The 20,984-nt window shown below is 60.7% G+C and carries 19 protein-coding genes; 8 read left to right on the top strand and 11 right to left on the bottom strand.

What is annotated here, in order from left to right:
• The 8 genes from E0F99_RS17155 to bioB all read right to left on the bottom strand — a co-directional run.
• The coding region (locus E0F99_RS17155) for a hypothetical protein (protein WP_130908830.1) at positions 1-454 on the bottom strand (454 nt) is incomplete at its 3' end.
• Between the two features lie 273 nt (positions 455-727).
• The gene (locus E0F99_RS17150) at positions 728-2,533 is read right to left on the bottom strand and encodes a phenylacyl-CoA dehydrogenase (protein ID WP_083356443.1); all 1,806 of its coding nucleotides are present in this window, start codon (positions 2,531-2,533) and stop codon (positions 728-730) included.
• A 348-nt stretch (positions 2,534-2,881) separates the two neighbouring features.
• Positions 2,882-3,163, bottom strand: coding sequence for a pyrroloquinoline quinone biosynthesis protein PqqE (locus E0F99_RS17145; protein WP_083356442.1), 282 nt, complete (start codon positions 3,161-3,163; stop codon positions 2,882-2,884).
• Positions 3,164-3,269: 106 nt separating this feature from the next.
• Positions 3,270-3,950: a dethiobiotin synthase gene (gene bioD, locus E0F99_RS17140; protein ID WP_083356441.1), complete on the bottom strand. Its 681-nt coding sequence runs from the start codon at positions 3,948-3,950 to the stop codon at positions 3,270-3,272.
• Entirely contained in the window at positions 3,947-4,759 is an 813-nt protein-coding gene (gene bioC / locus E0F99_RS17135; RefSeq protein ID WP_083356440.1) for a malonyl-ACP O-methyltransferase BioC, read from the bottom strand. The genes bioD and bioC overlap by 4 nt, the downstream gene beginning before the upstream one ends.
• A complete protein-coding gene (locus E0F99_RS17130; RefSeq protein WP_083356439.1) occupies positions 4,752-5,483 on the bottom strand; it encodes an alpha/beta fold hydrolase in 732 nt (243 codons plus the stop codon). Before E0F99_RS17130 ends, bioC begins: the two co-directional genes overlap by 8 nt.
• Positions 5,476-6,657: an 8-amino-7-oxononanoate synthase gene (gene bioF / locus E0F99_RS17125; RefSeq protein WP_083356438.1), complete on the bottom strand. Its 1,182-nt coding sequence runs from the start codon at positions 6,655-6,657 to the stop codon at positions 5,476-5,478. The genes E0F99_RS17130 and bioF overlap by 8 nt, the downstream gene beginning before the upstream one ends.
• A 156-nt stretch (positions 6,658-6,813) precedes the next feature.
• Positions 6,814-7,869 (bottom strand): biotin synthase BioB, encoded by a 1,056-nt coding sequence (gene bioB / locus E0F99_RS17120; RefSeq protein WP_083356437.1) that lies wholly within the window; start codon positions 7,867-7,869, stop codon positions 6,814-6,816.
• Between the two features lie 92 nt (positions 7,870-7,961).
• Between bioB and E0F99_RS17115 the strand changes: the two genes are divergently transcribed.
• The 5 genes from E0F99_RS17115 (at position 7,962) to rarD (ending at position 13,710) form a co-directional block, all read left to right on the top strand.
• On the top strand, positions 7,962-8,696 hold the full coding sequence (locus E0F99_RS17115; RefSeq protein WP_083356436.1) for a ComF family protein: 735 nt from the start codon (positions 7,962-7,964) through the stop codon (positions 8,694-8,696).
• Positions 8,697-8,753: 57 nt separating this feature from the next.
• Positions 8,754-9,518, top strand: coding sequence for a TOBE domain-containing protein (locus E0F99_RS17110; RefSeq protein ID WP_083356435.1), 765 nt, complete (start codon positions 8,754-8,756; stop codon positions 9,516-9,518).
• A 79-nt stretch (positions 9,519-9,597) separates the two neighbouring features.
• Entirely contained in the window at positions 9,598-11,496 is a 1,899-nt protein-coding gene (locus E0F99_RS17105) for a PhoX family protein (RefSeq protein ID WP_083356434.1), read from the top strand.
• Between the two features lie 161 nt (positions 11,497-11,657).
• The gene (locus E0F99_RS17100; RefSeq protein WP_083356433.1) at positions 11,658-12,632 is read left to right on the top strand and encodes a serine/threonine protein kinase; all 975 of its coding nucleotides are present in this window, start codon (positions 11,658-11,660) and stop codon (positions 12,630-12,632) included.
• A 193-nt stretch (positions 12,633-12,825) separates the two neighbouring features.
• Positions 12,826-13,710, top strand: a complete 885-nt coding sequence (gene rarD / locus E0F99_RS17095; protein WP_083356432.1) for an EamA family transporter RarD — start codon at positions 12,826-12,828, stop codon at positions 13,708-13,710.
• 222 nt (positions 13,711-13,932) lie between these two features.
• On the opposite strand, the gene E0F99_RS17090 is transcribed toward rarD, so the two are convergent.
• Positions 13,933-14,445 (bottom strand): glycine cleavage system transcriptional repressor, encoded by a 513-nt coding sequence (locus E0F99_RS17090; RefSeq protein ID WP_083356431.1) that lies wholly within the window; start codon positions 14,443-14,445, stop codon positions 13,933-13,935.
• Positions 14,446-14,833: 388 nt separating this feature from the next.
• Between E0F99_RS17090 and E0F99_RS17085 the strand changes: the two genes are divergently transcribed.
• On the top strand, positions 14,834-17,011 hold the full coding sequence (locus E0F99_RS17085) for a malate synthase G (protein WP_083356430.1): 2,178 nt from the start codon (positions 14,834-14,836) through the stop codon (positions 17,009-17,011).
• A gap of 124 nt (positions 17,012-17,135) precedes the next feature.
• On the opposite strand, the gene E0F99_RS17080 is transcribed toward E0F99_RS17085, so the two are convergent.
• Positions 17,136-17,498: a hypothetical protein gene (locus E0F99_RS17080; protein WP_083356429.1), complete on the bottom strand. Its 363-nt coding sequence runs from the start codon at positions 17,496-17,498 to the stop codon at positions 17,136-17,138.
• 128 nt (positions 17,499-17,626) lie between these two features.
• Positions 17,627-18,073: a response regulator gene (locus E0F99_RS17075; RefSeq protein ID WP_083356428.1), complete on the bottom strand. Its 447-nt coding sequence runs from the start codon at positions 18,071-18,073 to the stop codon at positions 17,627-17,629.
• Between the two features lie 245 nt (positions 18,074-18,318).
• On the opposite strand from E0F99_RS17075, the gene E0F99_RS17070 reads away from it, so the two are divergent.
• Positions 18,319-20,253: a putative nucleotidyltransferase substrate binding domain-containing protein gene (locus E0F99_RS17070; RefSeq protein ID WP_083356427.1), complete on the top strand. Its 1,935-nt coding sequence runs from the start codon at positions 18,319-18,321 to the stop codon at positions 20,251-20,253.
• Complete coding sequence (locus E0F99_RS17065) at positions 20,250-20,957, top strand: 3'-5' exonuclease (RefSeq protein WP_083356426.1); 708 nt, start codon at positions 20,250-20,252, stop codon at positions 20,955-20,957. Before E0F99_RS17070 ends, E0F99_RS17065 begins: the two co-directional genes overlap by 4 nt.
• The last annotated feature ends 27 nt before the right edge of the window (positions 20,958-20,984 follow it).

The following is a 20,984-nucleotide window of genomic DNA, read 5'->3' as shown; positions in this document are numbered from 1 at the left end:
GCCGGCTGTCGAAGCCAGCAGGGCTGGATTTTTTGAGCAGAAATGTCACGGAACGCGATCGGCTTATCTGTTTGCTACCGACACGCGCCAGCTCCAAGTACATCGTGACCAAGCCCTCCTGCTGGCCCACCAGCACACGGTCCTGCAAGTCCTTGCGCGGCACCATCAAGCTGTAACGACTGGCAATCTCGCTGACTGTGACCGAGGCCACCAGCAAGTCACCCTTGCCATCCTTGTCCTGGATCTTGAGGCGGATAATGTCACCGATGTTTCTATTCCTCCAGGCTTCGACGAAGACCTCGGCATAAGGATCCGTGGCGCGCACCCCCAAGGCCTTTGTAGCGGATTCACCGACCAATTTGTCCAGCGATGCGGCGAAGGCAAAGTCGGGTGGATTCAGGGATATGTCATAGTTAGGATCGGAAGGGTCGGTAGGGTCGGTAGGCGTCGTCATTATTTTCACCTTGCAGGGGTTAGGGGGCGCGCAAATGGCGCGACGGGCAAGGTGAATGAGGCGCTTAGGGCAATAACCGAATCTACTGTCAGAATTGACAGTGGCGACGAGTGGTAGGGAGACTCAGGCCAGCTAGATCCGCTGGGTGCCCATACGATTACGTCGCCGTGCTTGAGGCGCGGGTGTGAAACGCGCCGTTGAAGGCTTTGAGGATGATAAAAAAGCCGCCACCCCGTGAGGGAGTGGCGGCTCTGGAAGGGAACCCGGTGAGGCTTAGTAAGCCAGGCCGAAATCTTCTTCTTTCATGTCCATCAGGTTGTTGGCGCCCGACAACATGGTTGCAACGTGAGTGCGCGTACGCGGCAAGATGCGCTGGAAGTAGAAGCGCGCAGTCTGCAGCTTGGCGGTGTAGAACGCCTCTTCGGTGGTGCCTGCCGCCAGTTTCTCGGCAGCCAGACGCGCCATGTCGGCCCAGAAGTAAGCCAGGCACGCGTAGCCGGAGTACATCAGGTAATCCACCGAAGCGGCGCCGACTTCTTCACGGTCTTTCATCGCGGCCATGCCGACCTTCATGGTCAACTCGCCCCACTCCTTGTTCAGTGCAGCCAGCGGTGTAACGAACTCTTTGACGGCCTCAACACCTTCGTTGGCCTGGCAGAACTTGTGGACGATTTTAGTGAAGCCTTTGAGCGCTTCGCCTTGAGTCATCAGCACTTTACGGCCGAGCAGGTCCAGCGCCTGAATGCCGGTGGTGCCTTCGTACAGCATCGAAATGCGGCTGTCGCGAACGTTCTGCTCCATGCCCCACTCAGCGATAAAGCCGTGGCCGCCGTAAATTTGCACACCGTGGTTGGCGGATTCAAAACCGACTTCGGTCATGAATGCCTTGGCGATGGGTGTCATGAAAGCCAGCAGGCCATCGGCCTGTTTCTTCGCCTCGTCGTCGGTGCCGTATTTGACGATGTCCACTTGCTTGGCGGTGAAGTACACCATCGCACGGTTGCCTTCAGCAAAGGCTTTCATGGTCAACAGCATGCGGCGCACGTCGGGGTGCACGATGATCGGGTCAGCGGCTTTTTCTGGCGCTTTCGGGCCAGTCAGCGAGCGCATTTGCAGGCGATCACGGGCGTATTTCAGGCCGCCCTGGAAACCGATTTCAGCGTGGGCCAAGCCTTGCAGTGCGGTGCCCAGGCGAGCGGTGTTCATAAAGGTGAACATGCAGTTCAGGCCTTTGTTCGCCGGGCCGATCAGGAAACCGGTGGCCGCGTCGAAGTTCATCACGCAGGTGGCGTTACCGTGGATGCCCATCTTGTGCTCCAGGGAGCCACAGGTCACCGCGTTGCGCTCACCGATCGAGCCGTCTGCGTTCGGCAGGAATTTTGGCACGATAAACAACGAGATGCCTTTGGTGCCAGCCGGTGCATCCGGCAGGCGGGCCAGCACGATGTGGACGATGTTGTCGGCCATGTCGTGTTCACCGGCCGAGATGAAGATCTTGGTGCCGGAGACTTTGTAGGAACCGTCCGCCTGAGGCTCGGCCTTGGTGCGCAGCATGCCCAGGTCGGTGCCACAGTGGGGCTCGGTCAAGCACATGGTGCCGGTCCATTCACCCGAGACCAGTTTGGTCAGGTAAGCGTGTTGCTGTTCCGGGGTGCCGTGCTCGGAGATAGTGTTCATCGCACCGTGGGACAGGCCCGGGTACATGCCCCATGACCAGTTGGCTTCACCGACCATTTCGCTGACGGCCAGGCCCAGGGATTCCGGCAGGCCTTGGCCACCGTGCTCCACGTCGTGGGCCAGGCTTGGCCAGCCGCCTTCAACGAATTGTTTGTAGGCTTCTTTGAAACCAGCAGGGGTCTTAACGCCTGACTCGCTCCAGGTGCAACCTTCGATGTCACCCACGCGGTTCAACGGTGCCAGCACTTGCTCACAGAACTTGGCGCCTTCTTCGAGAATGGCGTCAACCATGTCCGGAGTAGCGTCCTGGCAAGCCGGCAGGCTCTGATAGTGCGCTTCATAGCCGAGCAGTTCGTCACGAACGAAGCGAATATCACGCAAGGGGGCCTTGTAGTCAGGCATAGCGATAAACCTCTGCTGATGTATCTGGGATGAACAACCGCGTGGATGTGTTGTGGCGGTCAAACAGGTGTTTGAAACATACGTTTACGTCCTGGGGTTGTCAAGCGCCGTCCAGATGCCATTTGTCATGACGCGGATCAACATCAGGCACGGCAACGCCTGCGGCGAGATGCCACGTCAAATGGAGTTTAGAAATTCGAGAGCGCTAAGCAGGACAAATGTGGGAGCGGGCTTGCCTGCGATGCAGACGTCCCGGCGTATCAGGCGGACCGAGTGGATGCCATCGCAGCGATGCGCGACCCGACAAGCCAGCTCCCACAGAAGAGCCGGCATACCTGGAGAGAGGGATTAAGCGTAAGTGTCGATCAAGGTGCCAAGCATTTCATCCGAAGCCTTGGCGACTTTGGCGCCCAGCTCCACCTGAAACTTGCCTTGGGCCATTTCGACCATGTTGCTCGCCGAGTTAGACGGCTGTGCGCGGTCGTTGGCTTGCAGACGGTCGCTTTGTGCGCCCGATGGCTGGGTCGTCGCGGCACTGGCAATGTTGCCAGCGGCCTGGTCGACACGGTTTTGCCCGGCCTGAATAGTACTCAGCCCCGAATAAAACGCGCTGCTTCCAGAGATTTCCATGGCGTAAACCTGCCTTTAGAGAATCGTGAATTTGAATTGAAGCAGAGATCCCGGCAAAACACCCGTCAAAAACACTAATGGCATAATGCCTTGGCGATAGCCAAAATCAGTCAAGCAGGTCCAACGCCAAGAACTCGGCTACCGCCTCGGCGCTTGCGTGCTTGAGTTTCGGCACACGGCCCAAGCAAGGCGCGGGCAGCCGTTCAGCCAGGGTAGCGAGGTTCTCTTCCAGACGGGAGGTCTTGGGGTCGATGATATTTGCCACCCAGCCCGCCAAGGGCAAACCGTCCCTTGCAATGGCTTCGGCAGTCAGCAAGGCATGGCTGATACAGCCCAGACGTACGCCCACCACCAGGATCACCGGAAGCTTGAGGGCCATGGCCAAGTCCGACAGGTTGTCCTGATCGGCCAACGGCACCCGCCAGCCGCCCGCGCCTTCGATCAAGGTGAAATCGGCCTGCCGCGCCAGAATCTGCTGCATGGGTGTGAGCAGCGATTGCACCGTCAACGCCACGCCCGCTTCCCGCGCCGCCAAGTGCGGCGCAATGGCCGGCTCGAATGCCACCGGGTTGATCTCGGCATAACTCAGCGGCAGCGAACACTCAGCCAGCAGTGCCAGGGCATCGCTATTGCGCAAACCTTTAGGCGTGACCTGGCAACCCGAGGCCACCGGCTTTCCCGCAGCGGTGCTTTTGCCCGCCAGTCTTGCGGCATACAGCAGGCCCGCCGCGATGGTGGTTTTGCCGACATCGGTGTCGGTGCCGGTGATGAAGTAAGCGGCGCTCATAGAGGTTTCTCCAGTACGGCGTACACCACTTGATACGTGGCGGGCAAGCCCTGGGCCTGACGGAACTGCTCGTAAGCGTTCACCAGCGCAACAATCCGCGCGCGGCCCGTCAGCCCTCCTGGGCGACCGGGGTTGAGGTTATGCGCGCCCAATGCTTTGAGCTCATGAGTCAGGCTGCGCACATCCGGGTAGTGCAACACGTGGGGCTGGCGCTCCAGGCTCAGCACCCGCAACCCGCTGGCGGCGCACAGCTGTTGATACGCCTCAAACGTGCGGAAGCGGTTGACGTGCACCAAGCCATCTGCGGCGCGCCAGCTTTCGCGCAGCTCATCCAGGGTGCCCACGCACAGGCTCGCGAACGCCAACACGCCGCCAGGTTGCAGCACGCGGCAGGCCTCGCTGAGCACCGCATCGAAATTGGCGCACCATTGCACCGCCAGGCTGGAAAAGATCAGCCCGCAACTATTGCCCTGCAACGGCAAGCGCTCGGCATCACCGGCGATGAAATGCTCGGCGCCACCCAATGGCCGTGCGTGGTTGAGCATGCCCTCGGCAATATCCAGTGCCACGCCCTGACTCGCCGGCAAGCGCTCGCCCAACACACGGCTGAAAAAACCCGTGCCACAGCCCAGATCCAACCAGCGTTGTGGCGTGGTGGCAGCGGGCAGACGCGCCAACAGTTGATTGCCCACTGCGCGCTGCAACTCGGCCACGCTGTCGTAACTGGCGGCGGCGCGAGAAAACGAAGCGGCCACCTGGCGCTTGTCCGGCAAGGCGCCCGGCAGGGGTGGATGGGATAAATCAGTCATCAACGCACTCATGCAAAAAAGCCTGGATGGCCCCTGCTACACCGTGGGGGTCTTCCAGAAGAAAAGCGTGACCGGCCTGTTCAATCAGGCCGACTTCTACATCGGGGAGCAGGGCCAGCAAGTCACTGGCGGCCTCGGCCGGCACCAGCCCATCCAGGCCAGCGAACAGATGAAGCTGCGGGCCGCGATACGCCAGCAAGGCTTCGCGGGTATCCAGTTGGGCAAGCAGTTCCAGGCCTGGCATCAATACGCTGGACGGTGTATTCGGTGCGCCGCTGACCAATAAGCGCGACAACCCTCTCGGGTCCTCGGCACCTTTGGCACACAGCAGGCCGAAGCGCTTGAGGGTGACTTGGGAATCGGCATGGCAACCGGCGAGAAACGCATCAAACGTCTCGGCCGGCATCGCGCTGGGCCAACCGGCATGGGCCACAAAACACGGGTTGCTGGCCAACGTCAGCAGGCCGCAGCAACGCTCGCCGCGCCGCGCCGCCAACTCTGAGGCAAGCATGCCGCCCAGGGACCAGCCGCCCAGCCAAGCATTGTCCGCCAGCGTGGCGTCGAGTTCGTCGAGCCATTCACCCAAGTCACTCGACCCCAGCGCCGGCAGCGGCTCGATCTGCACCTGCAGGTGTTCATCAAGACCGCGCAACGCTGCGGCCAAAGGCTCCAGCGGCGAGACGCCGAGGCCCCAGCCGGGCAGCAATATCAGTCGATCACGCATGGTCGGGCTCCGTGGCACCTAACAAGCACAAACACGCTTGCAACGCATTTAACAATAGCTGCACCTGCGCCTCGCTGTGGGCCGCCGTCAAGGTCACACGCAAACGCGCGCTGCCGGCAGGCACGGTGGGCGGGCGAATCGCAGTGACCATCAGGCCGTGCTCGCGCAGCATCTGCGACAGGCGCACGGCCTTGGCGCTGCTGCCGATCATGATCGGCTGGATCGGCGTAAAGCTGTCCATCAAGTCCAGGCCAAGCTGCTCGGCGCCTTGGCGAAACTGGCGAATCAGCCGATTGAGGTGCTCACGCCGCCAATGCTCGGTGCGCAGCAGTTCCAGGCTTTTCAAGGTGGCACAGGCCAGCGCCGGCGGTTGGCTGGTGGTGTAGATGTACGGCCGGGCGAACTGGATCAGGCTTTCGATCAGCTCTTCACTGCCCGCTACAAAGGCACCGGCAGTGCCGAACGCTTTGCCCAGGGTGCCGACCAGCACCGGCACATCTTCCTGGCTCAAGCCGAAATGCTCGACAATCCCAGCGCCAGTGGCACCCAACGGGCCGAAGCCATGGGCGTCATCCACCATCAACCATGCACCTTTGGCGCGGGTTTCACGGGCCAGCGCGGGCAGGTCGGCCAGATCGCCGTCCATGCTGAATACACCGTCGGTGACCACCAACGTATTGCCGGTGGCCTTCTCCAAGCGCTTGGCCAGGCTGTCAGCGTCGTTATGCAGGTAGCGGTTGAAGCGCGCACCGCTGAGCAAACCGGCATCCAGCAGCGAAGCATGGTTGAGGCGGTCTTCCAGCACCGTATCGCCCTGCCCCACCAACGCCGTCACCGCACCGAGGTTGGCCATATAGCCGGTGGTAAACAGCAGTGCGCGCGGGCGGCCGGTCAGGTCGGCCAGGGCCTCTTCCAGTTCATGGTGCGGCGTGGAATGCCCGACCACCAAATGCGACGCGCCACCGCCCACGCCCCAACGCGACGCACCGGCACGCCAGGCTTCGATCACCTGCGGGTGATTGGCCAGGCCCAAGTAGTCGTTATTGCAGAACGCGAGCAACAGTTGGCCGTCCACCACCACTTGCGGGCCTTGGGGGCTCTGCAGCAAAGGACGTTGGCGGTAAAGGTGTTCGACACGGCGGGCAGCGAGACGCGCGGCGAGATCGAAAGACATGCTGGCCTCGGATTAGCGGGTTCAACTCAGTCCAATGTGGGAGCCGGCTTGCCTGCGATGACGGCGGCACATTCAGCATCAATGTGTCTGAATGACCGCTATCGCAGGCAAGCCAGCTCCCACAGTTGGAATGCATTTCAAATAAGGGGATCGGCGTTACACCACAGCGTTATAAAACTGCTCGCTGCTCTTTTGCTCCACCAACGCCTGCTCGATCGCCGCCTGATGCACTTCATCGGCGTGCTCTTCACGGGCTTCGGGCAAGATCCCCAGGCGCGCGAACAGTTGCATGTCCTTGTCAGCCTGCGGGTTGGCGGTGGTCAGCAGTTTGTCGCCGTAGAAGATCGAGTTGGCGCCGGCAAAGAACGCCAGGGCCTGCATCTGCTCGTTCATCGCCTCACGGCCGGCGGAGAGGCGCACATGGGATTTGGGCATCAAGATGCGCGCCACGGCCAGCATGCGGATGAAATCAAACGGATCGATATCATCGGCGTTTTCCAACGGCGTGCCAGCCACCTTCACCAGCATGTTGATCGGCACCGACTCCGGATGCTCCGGCAGGTTGGCCAGCTGGATCAGCAGGTTGGCGCGGTCGTCGAGGGATTCGCCCATGCCGAGGATGCCGCCCGAACAGATCTTCATCCCGGAATCGCGCACGTAGGCCAGGGTTTGCAGGCGCTCGCCGTAAGTGCGGGTGGTGATGATCGAGCCGTAGAACTCAGGCGAGGTGTCGAGGTTGTGGTTGTAGTAATCAAGGCCGGCCTGGGCCAGGGCTTCGGTCTGGTCCTGATCGAGGCGGCCGAGGGTCATGCAGGTTTCCAGGCCCATGGCTTTCACGCCTTTGACCATTTCAAGCACGTACGGCATGTCTTTGGCCGATGGGTGTTTCCACGCCGCGCCCATGCAGAAACGGGTCGAACCGATGGCCTTGGCGCGGGCGGCCTCTTCGAGGACCTTCTGCACTTCCATCAGCTTTTCTTTTTCCAGGCCGGTGTTGTAGTGGCCCGACTGCGGACAATATTTGCAATCTTCCGGGCAAGCGCCGGTTTTGATCGACAGCAACGTCGACACCTGCACGCGGTTGGCGTCGAAATGCGCGCGGTGCACGGTCTGCGCCTGGAACAACAGGTCATTGAAGGGCTGCACGAACAGCGCTTTGACTTCGGCTAAGGACCAATCGTGACGCAGGGTGGCAGTGGTGCTGGCGCTCATGGGCGATTCCTTGATTATGCTTGGGCTTTCGCTGCGGGAAGGGCAATACCCACAGTCACGACACGGATGCTCGGCATATTTAAGGAAGATTCATGCACTGTCAACCTGGATACAAACATGAGGTTTACATCTGGTTAAAAAACAACCACACCTGTTTAGTTTGCGATGAAAGCTCCGATTCGGCCGATTGTGTGTGCAACGTCTGCGAAACTGAGCTGCCATGGCTAATGGAGCAGTGCGAGGTATGCGCCTTGCCGCTGCCGATGGACGGGTTGATCTGCGGCCAGTGTCAAAAACAACCGCCTGCGTTTAAACAGGTGATCGCGCCGTGGTCCTACAGCTTTCCGGTCGACACCCTGATCAGCCGCTTCAAGCACCAGTCACGCTGGCCATTCGGCCACATGCTCGCGCGCCTGCTGGGGCAGCACTTGCAACACCGCTTCGACAACGAACTCGCGCGCCCCGACTGCCTGCTGCCGGTGCCCATGGCACGTAAACGCCTGCACGAGCGCGGCTTCAACCAGGCATTGATGCTAGCCCGCTGGCTCAGTGAACGCCTCGATATCCCGTACGATGAACACCTGTTGTTACGCCCGCATGAAACCGTCGCGCAACAAGCCCTCAACGCCAAGACCCGCAAACGCAACCTGCTCGCCGCGTTTGCCCTGGCACCCGACGCCCAGGTGCAGGGCCGTCACCTGGCGTTGGTGGACGACGTCCTCACCACCGGCGCCACCGCCCACCGCCTGGCGCGGCTGTTGATGGATGCCGGCGCACGCCAAGTCGACGTGTACTGCCTGGCCCGCACGCCAAAACCCGGCACATGACTTGACTCCCGTGCGCCACGCCTGCAACGTCCGCTGACCTTATCGAAGCGTACCCACATGTCTCTGCCGACGTCTCTGAGCCAACACATCATCCGCCGCCCCCAGCGTATTGCCTTGCTGGCACACATCGACGAGCAGGGTTCGATCACCCGCGCGGCCAAAAGCGCCGGCTTGAGTTACAAGGCCGCCTGGGACGCCATCGATGAGCTGAACAACTTGGCGCAAAAACCGCTGGTCGAGCGCAGTGTCGGCGGCAAGGGCGGCGGCGGCGCCAAGCTGACCGCCGAAGGCGAACGCGTGCTGCGCCTGTATCAGCGCCTGCAAGTGTTACAGGCTGAGGTGCTCGGCTCGGACGAAGCAGCCCACGACTTCAACTTGCTGGGCCGCTTGATGTTGCGCACCAGCGCGCGCAACCAATTGCATGGCCAAGTCATCGGCATCGACAGCCATGGACGCAATGACCTGATCCGCCTGCAGTTATCGGGCGGCTTGAGCCTGAGTGCGCAGATCACCCACGACAGCACGCAGCGCCTGGAACTTGAGACCGGCGTGGAAGTGGTCGCGTTGATCAAGGCCGGTTGGCTGGAGCTGCTTGGCAGCGAGCAGGAAGCAACATCTGGACACAATTGCATGAGCGGAGTGATCGAGGCGATTCTCAACGCCGATGACGGCCCCAGCGAGGTGCGTATCACGCTACCCAACAGCCAGGTTTTATGCGCCCTGGCGCAGCCTGCGGCGCTCAAGGCGCTGAATGCCACCGAGGGCCAGCCAATCCAGGTGCAATTCGCTCCGAGCAATGTACTGCTCGGCACGCCGGTGTAGCGGACGCGCATCTTCGAACTGCAACAATTTGGTCACGAGTGCTCCTTAAGGTGTCTGCAAAAACCGCAGGGAGCCTGACATGAGCCTATTAGAAGAAAACCAAACCACCGACCTCGAACAGATGGTCGGCCTCACCCGCCGTCGCTTTATCGGTGCCGGTGCCCTGTGCGGTGCCGCGATGTTCCTCGGCGGCAACCTGCTGACCCGCAGCGCTCTGGCCGTGAACGCCGCCAGCGCCAGCCCGCTGCTGGGGTTCACCAGCATCGCCGCCACCACCCGCGACGCCATCACCTTGCCGCCGGGCTACAGCGCCTCGGTGCTGATCAGTTGGGGCCAGCCGCTGCACAAGAATGCCCCGGCGTTCGACCCGTCCGGCAACGGCACGGCCAAGGCCCAAGAGCAGCAGTTCGGTGACAACAATGACGGCATGAGCCTGTTCGCCTTCCCCGGCGACGACAACCGCGCGCTGATGGCGATCAACAACGAATACACCAATTACCGTTACCTCTACGCCCACGGCGGCGCGCCGCAATCGGCCGAAGACGTGCACAAGGCCCAGGCCAGCGAAGGCGTGTCGGTGATCGAAGTACGGCGCCAGGGCGACACCTGGCAGTTCGTGCAGGACTCGCGCTACAACCGACGCATCCACGGCAACTCGCCGATCCGCCTGAGCGGCCCGGCAGCTGGCCACGCCTGGTTGAAAACCAGTGCCGACAAAACCGGTAAAAAAGTCCTCGGCACGTTCCAGAACTGTGCCAACGGCAAGACTCCTTGGGGCACTTACCTGACGTGTGAAGAGAACTTCACCGACTGCTTCGGCAGTAGCAACCCGCAACAGACCTTCGACGCAGGGCAAAAGCGCTACGGCGTGGCGGCGGCGAGCAAAGAGATCAACTGGCACCTGCACGACCCGCGTTTCGACATGGCCAAAAACCCCAATGAACTCAATCGCCATGGCTGGGTGGTGGAGATCGACCCGTTCGACCCGCAATCCACCCCGGCCAAACGCACCGCGCTGGGCCGCTTCAAGCATGAGAACGCAGCCCTGGCCGAAACCCGCGACGGCCGCGCCGTGGTGTACATGGGCGACGACGAGCGCGGTGAGTTCATCTACAAGTTCGTCAGCCGCGACACGATCAACCACAAAAACCCCAAGGCCAACAAAGACCTGCTCGACCACGGCACGTTGTACGTGGCGATCTTCGACGCGGGCGACGGCAACGCCGATCATCCCAAAGGCTCTGGCCAATGGGTTGAGCTCACCCATGGCAAAAACGGCATCGACGCCAGCACCGGCTTCGCCAGCCAGGCCGAAGTGCTGATCCACGCGCGCCTGGCCGCCAGTGTGGTGAAAGCCACGCGCATGGACCGCCCGGAATGGATCGTGGTCAGCCCCACCGACGGCCAGGTTTATTGCACCCTGACCAACAACGCCAAGCGCGGCGAAGACGGCCAGCCGGTGGGCGGGCCTAACCCACGCGAGAAAAACGTCTACGGCCAGATCCTACGCTGGAAGGCCAACGCCTCCGACCACGGCGCGTCGGACTTCACTTGGGACCTGTTTGTGGTGGCCGGCAACCCCGGTGTGCATGCCGGCACGCCCAAGGGCGGCTCCTCCAACATCAACCCGCAGAACATGTTCAACAGCCCCGACGGCCTGGGCTTCGACAAAGCTGGGCGCCTGTGGATTCTCACCGACGGCGACTACAGCAACGCGGGCGACTTCGCCGGCATGGGCAATAACCAGATGCTGTGTGCTGACCCGAGCACCGGGGAAATCCGCCGGTTCATGGTCGGGCCAGTGGCGTGTGAGGTGACAGGCATCAGCTTTTCGCCGGATCAGAAGACGCTGTTTGTGGGGATTCAACACCCGGGCGAAACCGGCGGCTCGACCTGGCCGGAGCATGTGCCCAATGGCAAGCCACGCTCCTCGGTGATAGCGATTCGGCGCGATGACGGCGCGATTGTAGGCGCCTGATAGACCGCCATCGCGGGCAAGCCCGCTCCCACAGGGGATTGCATTCCCACTGTGGGAACGGGCTTGCCCGCGATGGCGGACTAACAGTCACCACCTATCTCAGCCTTGGTGCGTTACCATACCGAGCCGGACGCGGCGACCTGCTGCGCGCAGGAGTTCGCATGGCCCATCCGTTTGAAACACTCACCCCCGACCTGGTGCTAGACGCCGTCGAAAGCATCGGTTTCCTCAGCGATGCTCGCATTCTGGCGCTTAACAGCTACGAAAACCGCGTCTACCAGGTGGGCATCGAAGACGCCGAACCGCTGATCGCCAAGTTTTACCGGCCGCAGCGCTGGACCAACGAAGCGATCCTTGAAGAACACCGCTTCACCTTCGAACTGGCCGAGTGCGAAGTGCCGGTGGTCGCGCCGATGATCCACAACGGCGAAAGCCTGTTCGAACACGCCGGTTTCCGCTTTACCCTGTTCCCCCGCCGTGGCGGCCGTGCGCCGGAGCCGGGTAATCTCGATCAGCTCTATCGCCTGGGGCAATTGCTCGGCCGTTTGCACGCGGTGGGTTCCACCCGCCCGTTCGAACACCGCGAAGCCTTGGGGGTGAAGAACTTCGGTCATGACTCCCTCACCACCTTGCTCGAAGGCAACTTCATTCCCAAGAGCCTGCTGCCGGCCTACGAGTCCGTGGCCCGCGATCTGCTCAAGCGCGTGGAAGAGGTGTACAAGGCCACGCCGCACAAGAACATCCGCATGCACGGCGATTGCCACCCCGGCAACATGATGTGCCGCGACGAGATGTTCCATATCGTCGACTTGGATGACTGCCGCATGGGCCCGGCCGTGCAGGACGTGTGGATGATGCTCGCCGGCGACCGGCAGGAATGCCTGGGCCAACTGTCGGAATTGATGGACGGCTACCAGGAATTCCACGACTTCGACCCACGCGAACTGGCGTTGATCGAGCCGCTGCGCGCCCTGCGTCTGATGCACTACAGCGCCTGGCTGGCGCGGCGCTGGGATGACCCGGCGTTCCCTCACAGCTTTCCGTGGTTTGGCAGCGAGCGGTATTGGGGCGACCAAGTGCTGGCGTTGCGCGAGCAGCTGTCGGCGCTTAACGAAGAACCGCTGAAACTGTTCTGACACTGCCGCTACTCCTTGTGGGAGCTGGCTTGTCGGATCGCCGCACCGCTGCGATGCAGCCACATCGGTGTATCAGTCACACTGAGGTGATGCCATCGCAGGCAAGCCCGCTCCCACAGAAAAGCATCACCCATTGGTAGACAAAAATCCTTACAATTGCGCCTTTGTTAGCTGCCTAAGCAAGGATTCTGTAATGCAAGCCGCCAACCCTCGCAAAGGGTACATTCTGGGCCTGAGCGCCTATGTCATCTGGGGCCTGTTCCCGATTTACTTCAAAGCCATCGCCAGCGTTCCTGCCGCCGAAATCATCGTGCACCGCGTGTTGTGGTCGGCGCTGTTCGGCGGTTTGTTGCTGATGTTGTGGAAACACCCGGGCTGGTTCCGCGAACTGCGCGATAACCCAAAGCGCCTGGCAATTCTGGCGCTCAGTGGTTCATTGATTGCGGCTAACTGGCTGACCTATGTGTGGTCGGTGAACAGCGGGCGCATGCTCGAAGCCAGCCTGGGTTACTACATCAACCCGCTGGTAAATGTGCTGCTGGGCATGCTGATCCTCGGCGAACGCCTGCGTCGCTTGCAGTGGATGGCCGTCGGGCTGGCTGCAATAGGCGTGATGCAGCAGGTGTGGCAGGTCGGCAGTTTGCCGTGGGTGTCGCTGGTGCTGGCGCTGACGTTCGGCTTCTACGGCTTGATCCGCAAGCAGGCGCCGGTCAAGGCGCTGCCGGGGCTGGTGGTGGAAACCTGGATGCTGGTGCCGATTGCCGTGGCCTGGTTGCTGTTCAACCCGACAGCGCACAGTGCGCAGCTTGAATTCTGGAGCACGTCCGAAGCCTGGTGGTTGGTGGCCGCAGGCCCGGTGACATTGATCCCGCTGGTATGCTTCAACGCTGCCGCACGGCATTTGCCCTACACCGCTCTGGGCTTTTTGCAGTACGTGGCACCGACGCTGGTGCTGCTGGAAGCGGTATTTCTGTTCGGTGAGCACCTGGCAACAAGCACGCTGATCGCCTTCGCGTTTATCTGGGCCGGCCTTGTGGTCTACAGCCTGGATGCCTGGCTGACCCTGCGCAAACGCTGATCAAATAACGTACAAAGCTCTGCAAGCCTCAGCCAGCCTGACTTGCAGAGATCCACCCCACGGTTATCCACAACCTGATCCCCGCCATTTGTGCACAAGCCGTTGAAACTGCTCGTTTTTTGCTCAGGTCGCGAAGAAGCACGCCCGGCGTGGCCTGGCGCCGGGTCTCTACAGGTTATCCACAGGCCCATGCAAGATTTCCATGCATAACCCTGTGGGCAGTTATTCCTCGTGGTGCAACTCCACCATCAAGTCATCCGCCAGGGTTTCGAGGGACAGTTGCAACGTATCCAGAGATAGCGCTGCCGGCACCTGCAACACTGCCTCGGCGGTAAACAACGGATCACCGCTCATGGGCGCCGGGCGCACATCAGTGCTCAGACTTTCCAGGTTCACGCCCTGTTTGCTCAACAGAGCCGTGATCTCACGCACGATGCCCGCGCGGTCGTTACCCACCAGCGTCATCAAAATCGCCTTGGACGCCCCGGCCTGGCCGGCGCTGCCCTCGCCCACCAATACGCGAATACCGTGTGTGGATAAGCCCTCCAGTGCATTCACCAGATCCTGACGGTTTTCTGTAGGCACACTGACCCGCAGGATCCCGGCGAACTGCCCGGCCATGTGCGCCATACGGCTCTCCAGCCAATTGCCGCCGTGGGCAGCGATGTTCTGTGCGATGCGTTCAACCAGCCCAGGTTTGTCGGCGGCGATAATAGTGAGTACAAGATGGTCCATGGCGAAGCCCTCTGAATTCAATCTACAAGGTGGACTCGAGAGCCCGCGAAAACAAATTGTGTACCATTTTTATATTTATATGGAACAACCCAATAGTTTTTTGAGAACATCCCATACCCCACTGTGACTGCATGGCCAACGTGGGTCGCTAAACGACGTAATTAGTCTAATTTTCACAACTGCAAGTCATCATGTAGTATGCCCAATCGCGCACTACATAACGTTAGGTCGATGTCTGCCAAGGCTCCCACGTACCGCGACAAACCCTCCAACCCAGCCGCCCGCACGGCATGTACTGGGAGATCGGGCTCGTGGTTTAAATGGCCAGAGGCTTCATTGGTAAATTGAAAAGCTGAAAAGCGCATAGCTCCGCAGAGTGAGGCAAGCAATGACTGAACACGTTCAAGTCGGTGGCCTGCAGGTCGCCAAAGTCCTGTTCGACTTCGTGAACAACGAAGCCATTCCCGGCACCGGCATCACTGCCGACCAGTTCTGGGCCGGCGCCGACAAGGTCATCCACGACCTGGCACCGAAGAACAAAGCCCTACTCGCCAAACGCGACGATTTCCAAGCGCGGATCGATACCTGGCACCAGACCCACGCCGGCCAGGCCCATGACCCGGTGGCCTACAAAGCCTTTCTGCAAGACATCGGATACCTGCTGCCAGAAGCTGCAGACTTCCAGGCCTCGACCCAAAACGTCGATGACGAAATTGCCCGCATGGCCGGCCCGCAACTGGTGGTGCCGGTGATGAATGCCCGTTTCGCCCTCAACGCCTCCAATGCGCGTTGGGGCTCGCTGTATGACGCGCTGTATGGCACCGACGCCATCAGCGAAGCCGACGGCGCCGAGAAGGGCAAGGGTTACAACAAAGTCCGTGGCGACAAGGTCATTGCCTTCGCCCGCGCCTTCCTCGACGAAGCCGCGCCGCTCACGGCGGGCAGCCACGTCGATTCCACCGGCTACAAGATCGTTGATGGCAAGCTGATCGTCAGCCTCAAGGGCGGCAGCAACAGCGGCCTGCGCGACGATGCGCAGTTGATCGGGTTCCAGGGCCCTGCCGTCGAGCCGATTGCGATCCTGCTGAAGCACAATGGTCTGCACTTCGAAATCCAGATCGACGCCAGCACTCCAGTCGGCCAGACCGACGCCGCCGGCGTCAAAGACGTGCTGATGGAAGCCGCGCTGACCACCATCATGGACTGCGAAGACTCCGTCGCCGCCGTCGATGCCGATGACAAAGTGGTGATCTACCGCAACTGGCTCGGCCTGATGAAGGGCGACCTGGCCGAAGAAGTCGCCAAGGGCGGCAAGACCTTCACGCGCACCATGAATGCCGACCGTGTGTACACCGGCGTAGACGGCCAGGACGTGACCTTGCACGGCCGTTCGCTGCTGTTCGTGCGCAACGTTGGCCACTTGATGACCATCGACGCGATCCTCGACAAAGACGGCAACGAAGTACCGGAAGGTATTCTCGACGGCCTGCTCACCAGCCTGGCGGCGATCCACAGCCTCAACGGCAACAGCCGCCGCAAGAACAGCCGCACCGGCTCCGTGTATATCGTTAAACCGAAAATGCACGGCCCGGAAGAAGCCGCGTTCACCAACGAGCTGTTCGGGCGCATCGAAGAGGTGCTGAACCTGCCGCGCAATACGCTCAAAGTCGGGATCATGGACGAGGAGCGCCGCACCACGGTCAACCTCAAGGCTTGCATCAAGGCGGCCAGCGAGCGCGTGGTGTTTATCAACACCGGCTTCCTCGACCGTACCGGCGACGAGATCCACACGTCCATGGAAGCCGGCGCGATGGTGCGCAAGGCGGCCATGAAAGCTGAGAAATGGATCGGCGCGTATGAGAACTGGAACGTCGATATCGGCCTGAGCACCGGCCTGCAAGGGCGTGCGCAGATCGGTAAAGGCATGTGGGCGATGCCTGATCTGATGGCGGCGATGCTTGAGCAGAAAATCGCTCACCCACTGGCCGGCGCCAACACCGCGTGGGTCCCTTCGCCAACGGCCGCTGCGCTGCACGCGCTGCACTACCACAAGGTCGACGTGTTCGCGCGTCAGGCCGAACTGGCCAAGCGTGAGCGCGCGTCGGTGGACGACATCCTGACGATTCCTCTGGCCAGCAACACCGATTGGTCTGACGAAGAAATCCGCAACGAGCTGGACAACAACGCCCAGGGCATCCTCGGCTATGTCGTGCGCTGGATCGACCAAGGCGTCGGCTGCTCGAAAGTACCGGACATCAACGACGTCGGCCTGATGGAAGACCGCGCCACCCTGCGCATCTCCAGCCAGCACATCGCCAACTGGTTGCGCCATGGCATCGTTCACGAAGCCCAAGTGATGGAAAGCCTCAAGCGCATGGCGCCGGTGGTAGACCGTCAAAACGCCGGTGATGCACTGTATCGCCCGTTAGCGCCGGATTTCGACAGCAACATCGCGTTCCAGGCAGCGGTGGAGTTGGTGATTGAAGGGACTAAACAGCCGAATGGTTATACCGAGCCGGTGTTGCACCGTCGGCGTCGTGAGTTCAAAGCCAGAAACGGCTTGTAGTGAGCCGTTAAAACGCAAAAAAACTCCTGAGTGCGAACTCAGGAGTTTTTTGTTGACTTAAGCCAGGCACTTGCGCTCTTACGGCGCTACACGGGTAAACTTTTATCACCTGCTGCACCGGCGATTAAGGAAATGCGTAAAGCAATTTACCCGTCCCTTTAATTGTTATTTCGCGCCCGTCGGCGAGAAACGTTCCGTTGAGTTTATATTGCAGGTTGTCCGTTGACGCAGTGGACACTACCTCAACCGAACCTTTAATTGGGTAACCCTGGCTACTGCGTCGGTAAACAAAGTTTAAATCTTTTGGGTCAAAGGTATACGTTCTGGTCCCATCAACGATTGCAGGCTCGAAATTTATTGAAATACCTTCCGATCCCTTATCACTCTCAAAGAAACGGCTATCACCTGAAACGCTGGTAGAAGAGTACTTGTGAGTAGAAATATTATTGCGAAGAAACTCAACTTCGATCTCGCCACTGATGCTCATGATTGGCTCCTGTTGTCTGAATGAATGAGGGCGCCCAAACCGCAGCTCTCCCGTTCAGTAAACAAAAGCCCCCATCGTTTTCATACTGTCAGTTTTGACAGTTCTCGCGTTAGATCGACGAGCGGTCACTATTGCGCCATACCCAACTCGCGCTTGACCAACTTCGCCAGTTTCACGCTGTCGATCGGCTTGAGTAAAAAGTCCACCACGCTCAAGTGCATCGCATCAATCACGTCCGGCGCTTCGGCGTCCCCCGACATGATGATGATTGGCAACGCCGCCCGCTCGGATTCGCGCACCTTCTCGATCAGTTTCAGGCCGTTGCTGGGCTCCATGCGCAGGTCAGTGATCAATAGACCAATAGCGCTACTGGTTTTCAACAAATCCCACGCGGCCTCACCACTGCCAGCCGTCATGCAGCGAATGCCGTCCAGGCCCAAGATCTCCGCCAGTAGTTCGCGCGCGTCTTTGTCATCATCAACAATTAACACGCGTTGTGGCGGTAGATCGGGCTCCAGCATCACAGCGCTCAGCGCCTCGCGCTCGGCGTCACTCAAAATATCGTGGTCGGACATACGTTTCTCAGCAGTTCTCATCAATCTCCCAGCACACTCGTCAGACATCTGCAGAAGGGCGATCAATGTGCACTTCGTCGGAAAGTTTGCCTAGTGGGCGTTCTACGGGGTTTGGACGATAGTCGTGTAAGGTTTTTCCCTAGTGGCGAATGGTTTACCGCTACCTAGACTTACGTCCAATGGGCACCCAGGACGCGGGAGATGACCATAAAGGACGATAACGACAATAAATTGCGGTCACTGTTATGAGTAAAGCTGATGCTTTCACGCAGGCGGGAAAAACCGCCGTATTGCAGAACATCCACGGCACCCTGCAATTCCTGCAACGCTTCCCCCCGTTCAACCTGATGGAAAACGCGCACCTGGCGTTTCTGGTCGAACAGTGCCAATTGCGCTTCTACGGCCAAGGCGACAGCATCCTCAAGCCGTCGGGCGGGCCGGTGGAGCACTTTTACATCGTCAAGCAGGGCCGAGTCGTCGGCGAACGCCCGCTGCTCAATCAAGATGCGGCCGAAACCACCTTCGAAATCACCACCGGCGAGTGTTTCCCCCTCGCCGCGCTGCTGGGCGAACGCGCCACCCGCACCGAGCACAAAGCCGCCGAAGACACCTTCTGCCTGCAACTGAACAAGCCTGCGTTTATAAAGCTGTTCGCGCTGTCCAGCCCGTTTCGCGACTTCGCCCTGCGCGGCGTCAGCAGCCTGTTGGACCAAGTGAACCAGCAGGTGCAGCAAAAAGCGGTGGAAACCCTCGGCACCCAATACTCGTTGAACACGCGCCTGGGCGAATTGGCCATGCGCCATCCGGTCACGTGCAGCCCGAGCACACCGCTGCGCGAAGCGGTGAGGCTGATGCATGAGCAACAGGTGGGCAGCATCGTGATCGTCGACGAGCACAAGGCGCCCCTGGGGATTTTCACCCTGCGCGACCTGCGCCAAGTGGTAGCCGACGGCACCAGTGACTTCAATCAGGCCATCGAAGGCCATATGACCCAGGCGCCGTTCTATTTGAGCCCGGACCACAGCGCCTTTGACGCCGCCATTGCCATGACCGAGCGGCATATCGCCCATGTGTGCCTGGTCAAAGACCAGCGCTTGTGTGGCGTAGTGTCCGAGCGCGACCTGTTTTCCTTACAACGGGTGGACCTGGTGCACCTGGCCCGCACCATCCGCAATGCACCTCGGGTAGAAAACCTGGTGGCGATTCGCGGTGAGATCGGCCAACTGGTGGAACGCATGCTCGCCCATGGCGCGTCGTCCACCCAGATCACCCACATTATTACGTTGCTCAACGATCACACCGTGTGCCGGGTGATTGAGCTGACCTTGGCCGACAAGGGCGACCCCGGCGTGCCGTTCAGTTGGTTGTGTTTCGGCAGCGAGGGCCGCCGTGAGCAGACGCTGTTTACCGACCAGGACAACGGCATCCTGTTCGACGCCAAGGACGCCGCCGAAGCCGACGAGATTCGCCGCCGCCTGTTGCCCCTGGCGCAGCAGATCAACCAGAGCCTGGCGTTGTGCGGTTTCAGCTTGTGCAAGGGCAATATCATGGCCGGCAACCCCGAACTATGTTTGTCGCGGGCTGAATGGGCGCGGCGTTTCGGGGCGTTTATCCGCGAGGCGACGCCGGAAAACCTGCTGGGGTCGAGCATCTATTTCGATTTGCGCGTGGTGTGGGGCGATGAACAGGGTTGCGAGCAATTGCGCCAGGGCATTCTCGATCAAGTCGCGGATAACCGGCTGTTCCAACGCATGCTGGCCGAGAATGCCTTGCGCCAGCGCCCGCCGGTGGGGCGCTGGCGTGACTTTGTGCTGACACGCAAAGGCGGCGAAAAAGCCACCCTCGACCTCAAGGTGCAGGGCCTCACACCCTTTGTCGATGGCGCACGCCTGCTGGCCCTGGCCAATGGCATCCACGCCAACAACACCCTGGAGCGACTGCGCCAACTGGTGGACAAAGAGGTCATCGAGCGATTGGACGGCGCCGCATACGAAGAGGCCTACCACTTCATCCAGCAAACCCGCATGCAGCAGCACCAGTTGCAAACCCGCGAAAACCAGCCGTATTCCAACCGCATCGACCCCGACAGCCTCAACCACCTGGACCGGCGCATCCTGCGAGAATCCCTGCGCCAGGCCCAGCGCCTGCAAAGCAGCCTGACCTTTCGGTACCAGCTGTGAGCTTGTTCGACTGGCTGCGTACGAAAAAACCTGGCCTCGACGCGGCCCAACAGCGGCGCCTGGAGCAACTGCCCAAACCCGCAGTACTGGGCGACAACGCCTTACGCAGCCAGCGTTGGGTAGTGGTCGACCTGGAAACCAGCGGCCTGAACCTCAACCGCGATCAGGTGCTGTCCATCGGCGCGGTGGTGATTGAGGACGGCGCCGTGGATTTCGCGCAAATGTTCGAGCGCACCCTGCACCGCGCCGAAACAAAACTCAGCCCCAGCGTGCTGATCCACGGCCTCGGCCCCAGCGCCATCGCCGCCGGCAGCAACCCGGTCGAGGCGTTGCTGGATTTCATGGCCTTTGTTGGCGACAGCCCGTTGCTGGCGTTCCATGCACCGTTCGATCAACACATGCTGTACCGGGCACTCAAGGACAGCCTGGGTTATCGCCTGGCCCATCCGTTTCTCGACGTTGCCGACATCGCCCCGCTGCTCTGCCCCGAAGCGAATATCCGTGAAGCCGGGCTGGACGACTGGATCAGCCACTTCAAGCTGCAGGTCGGCGAGCGCCATCACGCCAGCGCCGACGCCCTGGCCACGGCAGAGTTGATGCTCATCCTGTTAAGTCGTGCGCGCCAGCAGCACATCGACTCCCCGCAAGCGCTTCAGGAGCGCTTGCGCCAATGGAAACGGCGTAAACAAGCGCCCGGTTTCTAGCGGGACGCGCAGCGTCCAGTGAGGCAT

Source organism: Pseudomonas antarctica (genome assembly GCF_900624995.1).
Taxonomy (GTDB): Bacteria; Pseudomonadota; Gammaproteobacteria; order Pseudomonadales; family Pseudomonadaceae; genus Aquipseudomonas; species Aquipseudomonas antarctica.
The sequence above is the reverse complement of the archived record's forward strand: the minus strand, read 5'-3'. Positions and strand labels throughout refer to the sequence as shown.

What these genes read in the sequence shown, in the direction of transcription:
- E0F99_RS17150 (WP_083356443.1), bottom strand. Translation starts at nt 2,533, where the DNA reads ATGCCTGACTACAAGGCCCCCTTGCGTGATATTCGCTTCGTTCGTGAC.
- E0F99_RS17145 (WP_083356442.1), bottom strand. Translation starts at nt 3,163, where the DNA reads ATGGAAATCTCTGGAAGCAGCGCGTTTTATTCGGGGCTGAGTACTATT.
- bioD (WP_083356441.1), bottom strand. Translation starts at nt 3,950, where the DNA reads ATGAGCGCCGCTTACTTCATCACCGGCACCGACACCGATGTCGGCAAA.
- bioC (WP_083356440.1), bottom strand. Translation starts at nt 4,759, where the DNA reads ATGACTGATTTATCCCATCCACCCCTGCCGGGCGCCTTGCCGGACAAG.
- E0F99_RS17130 (WP_083356439.1), bottom strand. Translation starts at nt 5,483, where the DNA reads ATGCGTGATCGACTGATATTGCTGCCCGGCTGGGGCCTCGGCGTCTCG.
- bioF (WP_083356438.1), bottom strand. Translation starts at nt 6,657, where the DNA reads ATGTCTTTCGATCTCGCCGCGCGTCTCGCTGCCCGCCGTGTCGAACAC.
- bioB (WP_083356437.1), bottom strand. Translation starts at nt 7,869, where the DNA reads ATGAGCGCCAGCACCACTGCCACCCTGCGTCACGATTGGTCCTTAGCC.
- E0F99_RS17115 (WP_083356436.1), top strand. Translation starts at nt 7,962, where the DNA reads ATGCACTGTCAACCTGGATACAAACATGAGGTTTACATCTGGTTAAAA.
- E0F99_RS17110 (WP_083356435.1), top strand. Translation starts at nt 8,754, where the DNA reads ATGTCTCTGCCGACGTCTCTGAGCCAACACATCATCCGCCGCCCCCAG.
- E0F99_RS17105 (WP_083356434.1), top strand. Translation starts at nt 9,598, where the DNA reads ATGAGCCTATTAGAAGAAAACCAAACCACCGACCTCGAACAGATGGTC.
- E0F99_RS17100 (WP_083356433.1), top strand. Translation starts at nt 11,658, where the DNA reads ATGGCCCATCCGTTTGAAACACTCACCCCCGACCTGGTGCTAGACGCC.
- rarD (WP_083356432.1), top strand. Translation starts at nt 12,826, where the DNA reads ATGCAAGCCGCCAACCCTCGCAAAGGGTACATTCTGGGCCTGAGCGCC.
- E0F99_RS17090 (WP_083356431.1), bottom strand. Translation starts at nt 14,445, where the DNA reads ATGGACCATCTTGTACTCACTATTATCGCCGCCGACAAACCTGGGCTG.
- E0F99_RS17085 (WP_083356430.1), top strand. Translation starts at nt 14,834, where the DNA reads ATGACTGAACACGTTCAAGTCGGTGGCCTGCAGGTCGCCAAAGTCCTG.
- E0F99_RS17080 (WP_083356429.1), bottom strand. Translation starts at nt 17,498, where the DNA reads ATGAGCATCAGTGGCGAGATCGAAGTTGAGTTTCTTCGCAATAATATT.
- E0F99_RS17075 (WP_083356428.1), bottom strand. Translation starts at nt 18,073, where the DNA reads ATGTCCGACCACGATATTTTGAGTGACGCCGAGCGCGAGGCGCTGAGC.
- E0F99_RS17070 (WP_083356427.1), top strand. Translation starts at nt 18,319, where the DNA reads ATGAGTAAAGCTGATGCTTTCACGCAGGCGGGAAAAACCGCCGTATTG.